The 10,902-nt window shown below is 40.7% G+C and carries 10 protein-coding genes; 9 read left to right on the top strand and 1 reads right to left on the bottom strand.

The window, feature by feature from the left end; translation table 11 throughout:
* Positions 1–85: 85 nt before the first annotated feature.
* Complete coding sequence (locus ACFO3G_RS05150) at positions 86–832, bottom strand: calycin-like domain-containing protein (RefSeq protein WP_380078614.1); 747 nt, start codon at positions 830–832, stop codon at positions 86–88.
* 418 nt (positions 833–1,250) lie between these two features.
* Between ACFO3G_RS05150 and rplU the strand changes: the two genes are divergently transcribed.
* From rplU to glyA, 9 genes are all read left to right on the top strand, one after another.
* A complete protein-coding gene (gene rplU, locus ACFO3G_RS05155; protein ID WP_380078616.1) occupies positions 1,251–1,568 on the top strand; it encodes a 50S ribosomal protein L21 in 318 nt (105 codons plus the stop codon).
* Between the two features lie 26 nt (positions 1,569–1,594).
* Positions 1,595–1,852, top strand: coding sequence for a 50S ribosomal protein L27 (rpmA, locus tag ACFO3G_RS05160; RefSeq protein ID WP_380078618.1), 258 nt, complete (start codon positions 1,595–1,597; stop codon positions 1,850–1,852).
* 141 nt (positions 1,853–1,993) lie between these two features.
* The gene (gene serS / locus ACFO3G_RS05165; protein WP_380078620.1) at positions 1,994–3,268 is read left to right on the top strand and encodes a serine--tRNA ligase; all 1,275 of its coding nucleotides are present in this window, start codon (positions 1,994–1,996) and stop codon (positions 3,266–3,268) included.
* Between the two features lie 420 nt (positions 3,269–3,688).
* Positions 3,689–4,633 carry a thioredoxin-disulfide reductase gene (trxB, locus tag ACFO3G_RS05170; RefSeq protein WP_380078622.1) on the top strand — a complete coding sequence of 315 codons (945 nt, stop codon included), beginning with the start codon at positions 3,689–3,691 and terminating at the stop codon, positions 4,631–4,633.
* Positions 4,634–4,775: 142 nt separating this feature from the next.
* Positions 4,776–5,585, top strand: coding sequence for a dihydroorotate dehydrogenase electron transfer subunit (locus ACFO3G_RS05175; protein ID WP_380078624.1), 810 nt, complete (start codon positions 4,776–4,778; stop codon positions 5,583–5,585).
* 13 nt (positions 5,586–5,598) lie between these two features.
* Positions 5,599–6,519: a dihydroorotate dehydrogenase gene (locus ACFO3G_RS05180; protein WP_380078626.1), complete on the top strand. Its 921-nt coding sequence runs from the start codon at positions 5,599–5,601 to the stop codon at positions 6,517–6,519.
* 77 nt (positions 6,520–6,596) lie between these two features.
* Entirely contained in the window at positions 6,597–7,313 is a 717-nt protein-coding gene (locus ACFO3G_RS05185; RefSeq protein ID WP_380078628.1) for an MgtC/SapB family protein, read from the top strand.
* 491 nt (positions 7,314–7,804) lie between these two features.
* Positions 7,805–9,184: a tryptophanase gene (locus tag ACFO3G_RS05190; RefSeq protein ID WP_380078630.1), complete on the top strand. Its 1,380-nt coding sequence runs from the start codon at positions 7,805–7,807 to the stop codon at positions 9,182–9,184.
* Between the two features lie 54 nt (positions 9,185–9,238).
* Complete coding sequence (gene glyA / locus ACFO3G_RS05195; protein WP_380078632.1) at positions 9,239–10,519, top strand: serine hydroxymethyltransferase; 1,281 nt, start codon at positions 9,239–9,241, stop codon at positions 10,517–10,519.
* Positions 10,520–10,902 lie beyond the last annotated feature (383 nt).

The following is a 10,902-nucleotide window of genomic DNA, read 5'->3' on the forward strand; positions in this document are numbered from 1 at the left end:
AATTTTAGAAGACTGACGATTGATTATGAGTTTCATGCCGGTACTGCAGAGGCTATGGTTCAACTTGCTTTCTGCAAAATATTGCTTAATAAATTCTCTGAATAATTTTTAAACAGCTTCTTATATTGCCGTCTTCACCTTCTATAATTGGAATATGAGGTAGTACAATATCTCCTATAGGAGTTTTGCTATCCATCTTAAAGTTATATAGGGCAAACTTAACGGTGTTGTCTGAAGTCCGCTCCAGGTTTACTTTCGAATCTTTGATGTCATTTTTTAGCCCGTTGAGTTCGACATGAAGCAATCCATTGTATTTGCCGATTATATTCTTTGTTAAATCTTCGGTTGGGATTGGTTGGGATTGTTTGTCTCCATCGAAGTGTACCGGTATGTCAATATCAGTTCCGTCATTATGCCAAACGACCTTGACATCCACCGTCATCTTATCTCCATTGATTTTACTTTTGTTCTCATCAATGGAGGCAGAAGCTTTGATGGCTCCATCAGCTAAAAGAATATCGGTGGGGTCTGTTTTTTCAAACGAGATTGTACCGTCATTGGCTTTGCTTATTGGTACAGATGGAAGAATAATATCTCCGACAGGATTGCCCATAAACTTGAAGTTGTAAATGGCAAACTTAACATGGTTGTCGTCTACCGGTTCCATTGCAATTTCCTGACCTTCATTGGTAGTGGGATTGTCAAAGAGTGTCACCGTTAGTTTCCCAACATATCTGCCCGCAACTTCTTTTGCTATACTTTGCGAAAAAGCAGAAGTAAGGCAAAGCAGGGTCATACTCAAAAGTAGGATAATACCTCTAATCGTCTTCATATTATATTGTATAGGTGTTTTATTTGTTTGTTAATCGTTCCCGGATTTATCCTTGCTCTTGTGTGAACATCTCTCCGATAGTGGCTATATATCACATCAGACAAGGATGTTTTTAAGTTCTAACTATACTAATACTTTGAATTCTAAAATATTAAATGACTATTTTATCGCGCAAATATACAATAATTGTGCCGTCTTTATATCCATTTTTATATGGAGTATAAAACGATTTGAATATCTCTACTTAAGAGACTTCATATCTGGATAACTTCAATAATTACAATCTCTTTCGAAGGATATATTTGGATTAAATGCAAATAATATCTTACCTTTGCGGAGATTTATCCTGGTAAGGTTCGACAAGTTGCTCGTTTAGAGTGCACCTTGCGGGGCAAAACTAACTGATAAACAAACAAATATGTACGTTATCGTAGAAATGCAAGGACAGCAGTTTAAGGTTGAACAAGGCCGCCGTCTCTTCGTACACCATATCAATGGCGTTGAAGCAGGTGCTGAGGTTGAGTTTGACAAAGTAATGCTGGTAGACAAAGATGGTGCTGTTACTGTAGGTGCTCCTCATGTTGAGGGTGCTAAGGTGGTATGCGAAGTTGTTTCACCTATTGTAAAAGGTGATAAGGTATTGGTATTCCACAAGAAGCGCAGAAAAGGTTACCGTAAGCTAAACGGTCACCGTCAGCAGTTTACAGAGTTGAAAGTAAAAGAAGTAGTAGCATAACTTTAACCACTAAAATTTAGAAAGAAATGGCTCACAAAAAAGGTGTCGGTAGTTCTAAGAACGGCCGTGAATCAGAAAGCAAACGCCTCGGTGTAAAGCTCTTCGGTGGCGAGTTTGCTAAGGCAGGTAATATTTTGGTTCGTCAGCGTGGTACACAACACCACCCGGGAGAAAATGTAGGTATGGGAAAAGACCATACTCTTTATGCTCTTGTTGATGGCGAAGTTGTATTTACCCGTAAGAGAAATAATCGTTCTTATGTATCTGTAAAGGCAGAAGCGTAAGTCCGGATTTGGATCTAAATGTAAGGGGGATGTGTCAAGTTTTTGTTTGACTCATCCCCCTTCTTATTTGTCTTATTTCTATTTTGTGAGGTTTGAGATTGTATGTACCTTTACGGGAGATAAAATTAAAAGATAAACTCTATGTTGACTCTTAAGCAGATAAAAGATAATCCTGAAGATATAGTCCGTCGTTTGGCGGTCAAGAAGTTTGATGGCAAAGATGCCATTGATCAAGTTTTGGCAGTTGACGAAACACGTCGTAAGGCTCAGCAACAGGTTGATGCCTTGAATGCTACACTCAAATCCGCCTCTTCAAAGATTGGTATGTTGATGAAGAATGGTAAGCGAGATGAAGCAGAAGCTGCCAAATTGGAGGTTCAGAAGTTGAAAGAAGAAATCAAGACTTTTGATGATGAGCAGAAAAAGGCAGAGTCTGATTTGCGCGAACTTCTGTTGAGTATTCCGAATATCCCTTGTGATATTGTACCGGAAGGTAATGGAGCTGAGGACAATCTTTGCGTTAAGACCGGAGGCAAGATGCCCGAAATAAGTAAGCAGGCACTTCCTCATTGGGAGCTTTGCAAAAAGTATGATATCATAGATTTTGAACTTGGTGTGAAGATCTCGGGTGCAGGATTTCCTGTGTACAAAGGAAAGGGTGCACGTTTGCAGAGAGCTCTTGTCAATTTCTTCTTGGACAATGCACGTGCGGCAGGTTTTATGGAGGTTCAGCCACCTTTGGTTGTGAATGAGGATTCCGGCTATGGTACAGGTCAGCTTCCGGACAAAGAGGGGCAGATGTATCATGTGACTGAGGATGATCTTTATCTGATTCCTACAGCTGAAGTGCCGGTGACTAATATCTATCGTGATGTGATTTTGGATGAAAAGGATTTGCCGGTTAAGAATACAGCTTATTCGGCATGCTTTAGAAGGGAGGCCGGTTCTTATGGCAAGGATGTGAGAGGTCTTAATAGGCTTCATCAGTTTGATAAGGTTGAGATTGTTTGCATCGACAAACCGGAAAATAGCTATGATCGTCTTGACGAGATGGTGGCGTATGTCCAAACTTTGGTTGAGAAACTGGAACTTCCGTGGCGTATACTTCGTCTTTGTGGTGGGGATTTGAGTTTCACATCGGCTATTACTTATGACTTTGAAGTTTATTCTGCTGCTCAAGAGAGATGGCTTGAGGTTAGTTCAGTCTCTAATTTCGAGAGTTATCAGGCCAATCGATTGATGTGTCGATATCGTAATGAGGAGACCAAGAAGACGGAACTTTGTCATACTCTGAATGGATCAGCCTTGGCTTTGCCTCGTATTGTTGCAGCTATTTTGGAAAACAATCAGACTCCGGAAGGTATTCGCATTCCAAAAGCGTTACAGCCATATACCGGATTTGATATGATTGACTGATAAATTGGGGTCATATCATTTATGATTTAATAGATGTCTTATATCTGAGAAGTGGTTGTTTTTCCTTATCATTGCAATGGTGATAAGAAAGATTGGACCACTTCTCGTTTCTTGAATTATACTGAGAAGAGTCTTTTTACCAAATTGATCTTTAGAGTGAGGATGGATTTATGAGGTTGTTTTGAGTCGGTTTTAGACTAAAATCACACTATATGGTACTACGATACTGTATGTTGAACTTAAAATAGATCTCTAACCTTTCAGATTGGTGAGGTTTCATCTTCATATGGTCTAATGACAGTTTGGGGTTTTCGGACCGAGAAAATGTGGAAGGATTGATTGATCGGCATTGAAACTGAGGCAATCATCCGGAAGCGGAAACTCAGGGATGTAAATCAAATATTGAAACGAAATATCATTATGGAAAATGAACATGTACGCTGCCTGATCATAGGTTCCGGTCCTGCCGGCTATACTGCAGCAATTTATGCTTCGAGAGCAAATCTTAGCCCGGTACTTTATTCTGGTATGCAACCGGGTGGTCAGTTAACTACAACTACAGAGGTGGAAAATTTCCCCGGTTATCCCGAAGGTGTTGATGGCAATCAGATGATGGCCGATCTTCGCGGTCAGGCTGAACGCTTTGGCGCAGATATTCGTATGGGGGTAGCTACAGCTTCTGATTTGTCTAAAGCTCCTTATAAAGTTGAGATTGACGGAGAGAATACAATTACTTGTGATACATTGATTATCTGTACCGGAGCTTCCGCCAAATATCTTGGTCTTCCTGATGAGGCAAAGTATGCCGGTATGGGCGTGTCTGCATGTGCTACTTGTGACGGGTTTTTCTATAGAAAGAAAAATGTTGCGGTCGTAGGAGGTGGAGATACAGCTTGTGAAGAGGCTCTTTATCTTGCCTCTCTGGCTTCTAAGGTCTACCTTATTGTGCGAAAACCTTTCCTCCGTGCTTCTAAGGTAATGCAGGAGCGAGTAATGAAGAAAGAGAATATTACAGTCCTTTTTGAGCATAATACTGTTGGCTTATTTGGAAAAGATGGTGTGGAAGGAGCGCATTTGGTTAAGCGCAAAGGAGAGCCGGATGAAGAGATGGTGGATATTGCTATCGATGGGTTCTTCCTTGCAATTGGCCATACGCCTAATGTGAAGGTGTTTGAGAAATATTTAGAGCTTGAGGAGCATGGTTATATCAAGACTCAAGGTATGACTCCACGTACAAATATCCCGGGCGTATATGCTGCAGGTGATGTGGCTGATCCCCTTTATAGGCAAGCTATTGTGGCAGCGGCATCCGGATGTAAAGCGGCTATGGAAGCAGAAAAATATCTTGGAGAACATGGATTGTAATTCAGTCCTTTTCTGACAAAGAGAATATCGAGGGGAGCAATACCAAAACAAAAAGGTGTTGCTCCTTTTTTTGAGCTTTCGAATTCGTAAGTCTTCACCTTGAAAATGTATTATCTTTGCTTGTAAATAAACCTTATTTATTATGCATTTAGCTAACCAAAAGACTTCTCAAAGCAAATATCAGTTGTCTTTAAGAGTTTTGAGAAATGAATTGTTGTGTGGCACTTATCACCTGATAGACGTAGTTATCCCAAGTGGAATAGATTTAAATATAATTAAGCCCGGTCAGTTTGTGGAGGTTGCGGCTCCAAATGAGCATTATCTTTTGAGACGCCCGATCTCTATATGTGACATACTTCGAGAAGAGCGATTGATGCGGCTCCTTATTGCTCCGGTGGGTAGGGGAACAGAGCAGATCTGCAAGGTCTCTGAGAACGAAAATCTTGATATTGTATTTCCTCTCGGTAATGGCTTTTCTCTTTCCGATAAGCATTCTAAACCTCTCCTTATTGGTGGTGGTGTGGGTATTGCTCCTCTCTTGTATCAAGCAAAAGAGATTTTTAGATTGGGAATAAAACCAACGGTGCTTCTGGGCGCAAAGGAGGGACGTTTCCTTAAGTTGGGTGAAGTGTTCGAACCATATTGCAATCTTGTTATTTGTACGGATGATGGTTCGCTTGGACATAAAGGATTTGTTACTGAAGCTCCTATTTGGGATGAATTTGATTATACTCATACATATGTATGTGGCCCGATGCCTATGATGAAAAACTTGGCCAAACTACTTGCTGAAAAGAAGGTGGTTGCGGAGTTCTCCCTCGAAAATATGATGGCTTGTGGTCTTGGAGCTTGTCTTTGTTGTGTCGAAGATACAAAGGATGGTCATAAATGTGTTTGTACAGAAGGACCGGTTTTTAATCTCAAAGATCTTAAGTGGTTGGAAAATAAATGAATTATAAATTAGTATGGCAAATACAAAAGTTAGCATAGGAAAAGGACTTACACTCAAAAATCCAATTATGACCGCTTCCGGTACTTTTGGTTATGGAGTGGAGTTTGAAGACTTTGTCGATCTCAACTCGCTGGGAGGAATCTTAGTGAAGGGTACAACTCTGCACCATAGAGAGGGCAATCTATATCCACGAATGGCAGAGACTCCTGCCGGCATGCTCAATGCTGTAGGTCTGCAAAATAAAGGAGTGGATTATTTCTGTAGGGAAATATATCCGGACCTTCTTAGGTATGAGGATGCTGAGTTTATCGTCAATGTCAGTGGCTCTTCAATCTCGGATTATTGTGAGACAGCGAAGAGAGTTGGTGAATTGGAGCATATTCGTGCCATCGAACTAAATATTTCTTGTCCAAATGTTAAAGAGGGTGGTATGGCTTTTGGAGTCTGTCCCGAGAGTGCCGCTGAGGTGGTAAGAGCTGTTCGTAAGACTTATGACAAAACACTTATAGTCAAATTATCTCCGAATGTGTCCGATATTAGGCCTATTGCGAAAGTTGTGGAAGAGGAGGGTGCAGATGCGATATCGCTTATCAATACTTTGGTTGGAATGGCTGTGGATATCAAAAAACGCCGTCCTGTATTGAGTACGATTACGGGCGGAATGTCGGGGCCGGCTGTCAAACCTATTGCCCTTAGAATGGTTTGGCAGGTTGCTCAAACTGTAGATATTCCTGTAATTGGTATGGGTGGAATCTCAACCTTGGAAGATGTCATTGAGTTTCTCTTAGTAGGAGCTTCTGCGGTAGAGATTGGCTATCAAAACTTTGTCGATCCAAGTATTACGGGTAAACTCGTGCAACAACTTGACGAATATATGGAGAGAGAGAACATAGAGAATATCTATGATTTGATTGGAGGATTGAGGATAGATTGAGCATCTGTTGTCTGCTCTTCTAAATGGAATAAGAGTTATAAACGGTTTCCTGTGAAAGAAACAGTATCTTTAGATATATGGCAGAAAGCAATATTATAGAACAGCTATTTCATTATTCAAACCCTACTCTATGGGAGTCCATTGTAAGAATTATTCTCAGCCTGTTTCTGGGAGGTGCAATTGGACTCGAGAGAGAGCGCAAGCACAGAGCGGCCGGGTTAAGAACATTTACTCTTATTTGTTTGGGGTCGACCATTGCTATGCTACTGTCTATATGGACTCCGTGGATGCTTGGGGCAAGCAGCAATAATCCCGGTGATCCCGGACGTATTGCAGCGCAAGTATTGACGGGAGTGGGCTTTTTGGGCGCAGGAGCCATTATCCATACCAAAGGAAGTATTCAAGGTTTGACGACTGCTGCGGGGATATGGGTGTCCGCAGTTATTGGATTAACCGTTGGTGCGGGACTGTATATACCTGCTATTTTTTGTACCATCGTTGTGGTTGCTGTCCTCAATTCGTTTGAACGTATTGAACTCAATCACCATGTTGGAGGTTACAATAAGTTGATGGAGATTCAGTTTGGTACAGCCGATACAGAGAATATTCCTATCAAGGAAATTTTGAAAAAACATAGTGTAAGTATCATTACCATGAGTTCGGAATATAATCTTAAAGACGATTTGTCGACCATCACTATGCAAGTGAGAATGTCCTCGAGAACATCAGAATCCGGGCTGACAAAAGAAATCAAGGAGCTCCCCAAGATAACAGGATTTAAGTTTTACTCATAAGGAATGACCATATGTCTTTTTGAATAAATCACTTCCTAATAACTGCTAAATAAATACTCGCAGCTTTTAAAAACATTTGATAGGAGTCTCAAAGATATCTCATAAGTTTTCAATGCTTTATTCTTCCCATGACCGAATGATATTTATGAGTGCATTATTCTTTTGTACAGCAATAGATTATAAGTACCTTTGTAAAGGGTTGGAGATGGCTTAGACCTTTTTGTCAAATAACATCCTCCAAATGATATTGATAGAGAAAGCTTAACTGCGTTATCTCTATTGTGTGGATATGTCAATGGAACCTAATCGGGAATATGCTCCGGTCCTATTGACAAAGATCATACGCAGGCATGAATACTGATAATGACTCGGAGTCCTTCAATATCACAACCCCTAAGATGATTATTTATAAGCAAATTGGTATAATTGGGAGATGACTTAATTATATAAGACAAAAATAAAAACAACTAAACAACAAAAACATTATCAACATGGAATTACCATTTTCAGAATCTTACAAGATTAAGATGGTGGAAAGAATCCGCCGAAGCACAAGAGAACAACGTGAAAAGTGGATCAAGGAAGCTCATTACAACTTGTTCCAACTCAAAGCTGAATATGTTTTCATTGACCTTCTTACAGACTCGGGAACGGGTGCAATGAGCGATAAGCAGTGGTCAGCTCTTATGCTTGGAGACGAAAGCTATGCCGGAGCTTCTTCTTACTATAACATGAAAAAGGCCATTAAAGACATCCTTGGATTTGATTACTTTTTACCAACTCACCAAGGGCGTGCGGCAGAGAATGTATTGTTCTCAACCATCTTAAAAGAGGGAGATGTAGTTCCCGGAAACTCACATTTCGATACAACTAAGGGACATATCGAATTTAGAAAGTGTCAAGCTCCGGATTGTACGATTGATGAAGCTGCAGATACACAATTAGAGATTCCGTTCAAAGGGAATATGGATCCTGACAAATTAGAGAAGATTCTTAAAGAAACACCCATCGAGAAGGTGCCTTGTGTAGTACTTACGGTTACCAACAATACAGCAGGAGGACAGCCGGTATCAATGAAAAATATCAAAGAGATATCAGCTATCTGTAAAAAGTATAATGTACCTTTGATGATGGATTCTGCCCGTTTTGCTGAGAATGCATACTTCATCAAGACTCGTGAAGACGGATATAAGGACAAAACAATCAAAGAGATTGTCAAAGAAATGTACCAATATGCCGACATCATGACTATGTCCAGCAAGAAGGATGCTATCGTTAATATGGGAGGATTTGTTGCTTTCAAAAGTGAAGAGCTTTGGAGAAAGTGCCAGATGTTTTGTATCATGAATGAGGGCTATATCACTTATGGTGGTATGAGTGGAAGAGATATGAACGCATTGGCTCAGGGATTGGACGAAGGTACAGAGTTCGATACATTGGAGACCCGTATTCATCAGGTCGAATACCTTGGTAAGAAACTCGATGAGTATGGCATCCCGTACCAAAGACCTGCAGGAGGTCATGCTATATTCCTCGATGCTAAAAAGATTTTAACGCATGTGCCTAAGGAGGAATTTATAGCTCAGACACTTGGAGTAGAGCTCTATTTGGAAGCCGGTATTAGAGGCGTTGAGATTGGATCTATCCTTGCTGACAGAGACCCTGTGACAAGAGAAAATAGATATCCGAAACTTGAGTTGCTCAGACTTGCTATTCCAAGACGTACTTATACTGACAATCATATGGATGTGATTGCCGCAGCTGTCAAAAATGTGTATGACAGACGTGAAAGTATTACTAAGGGATATGTCATTACTGCCGAACTGCCTGTGATGAGACACTTTACAGTGCAACTTGAGAAAGCTAAATAATTTAGATAATAACAAATCAACAACATTGTTAGATTATAAAAGCATAGTTAATCAATGAAGAAAGACAAAGCAATCTTCGATCTTATTGAGCAAGAACATCAGCGTCAGCTCAAAGGAATCGAACTAATCGCATCTGAGAATTTCGTAAGTGACGAAGTAATGGCTGCTATGGGCAGCTACATGACCAACAAATATGCAGAGGGTTATCCCGGCAAAAGATACTATGGTGGTTGTGAAGTAGTAGACCAAAGTGAAAACATTGCCATCGACCGCATCAAACAGCTTTATGGTGCTGAATGGGCCAATGTGCAACCGCACTCTGGAGCTCAAGCAAACATGGCGGTGCTTTTGGCTTGCCTAAACCCCGGTGATACTTTCATGGGAATGAATCTCGCACACGGAGGTCACTTGTCTCATGGTGCACCTGTAAACAGCTCAGGTATTATCTATAAGCCATGTGGATACAATGTAAAAGAAGAAGACGGACGTGTTGACTACGACCATATGGAAAAGATGGCTCATGAAATGAAGCCAAAACTGATCATTGGTGGTGGATCAGCTTATTGCCGTGAGTGGGATTATAAGAGAATGCGCGAAATTGCTGATAGCATTGGTGCAATCCTTATGATTGATATGGCACACCCTGCAGGTCTAATTGCAGCCGGTTTGCTTGACAATCCTGTGAAGTATGCTCATATTGTGACATCAACAACTCATAAGACACTTCGTGGACCAAGAGGTGGTATCATCCTTCTTGGTAAAGACTTTGAAAATCCATGGGGAAAGAAAACTCCTAAGGGTGTAGTTAAAAAGATGTCTCAACTTTTGGATTCTGCTGTATTCCCGGGAGTACAAGGTGGTCCATTGGAACACGTAATTGCTGCTAAGGCTGTAGCTTTTGGTGAGGCTCTTCAACCAGAATTTAAGGAATACCAGAAGCAAGTTAAGAAGAATGCTGCTGCTATGGCTCAGGCTCTTATGGATAAGGGCTATAAGCTAATCTCTAATGGTACAGACAACCACTGTATCCTACTTGATTTGAGAACTAAGTTCCCGGATCTTACAGGTAAGGTGGCAGAAAAGGCATTGGTAGCTGCTGATATCACATGTAACAAAAACATGGTGCCATTCGACAGCCGTTCACCATTCCAAACATCAGGTATCAGACTTGGTACTCCGGCTATCACAACTCGTGGTGTTAAGGAAGACAAGATGGGCCTTATCGTAGAACTTATAGACCGAGTTCTTTGCGATCCTGAAAATGACACAGTAATCGCAACCGTACGAGCTGAAGTAAATAAGTTGATGAAGGAATATCCTCTATTTGCTTGGTAAAATAACTTAGGTGTCACTATTTAGATTGTGATACCTACACGATACAAAGGGGTGTGCCGAGGTAATACTTGGTACACCCCTTTTCGTTAAAATGACTTATGATAGGGGTGTGTCCAATAAAGTGAAATTGTTGGACAAAAGGGAAGGTACTGGGTGTTGAGGGATGCTATCACCAAAGATGATGTGGAGTTTGAAGTATACTGCCGAAACCGAATACAGAAAATTGGTGGAAAATTTTCTTTGTGTATCAGCCTTAAAACGATACTGTCCCAAAAAAGTGTGTAAGACCCAAGACTATTATCTTTGAAAAAATAAAATAAAACAGTAAAACAGTATGGATCTCACACGAGTACAAATTAAAGAAATTATTTCGAATTGTCTGG

The organism is Falsiporphyromonas endometrii, from assembly GCF_042654485.1.
In the GTDB taxonomy this organism is placed as follows: domain Bacteria; phylum Bacteroidota; class Bacteroidia; order Bacteroidales; family Porphyromonadaceae; genus Porphyromonas; species Porphyromonas endometrii.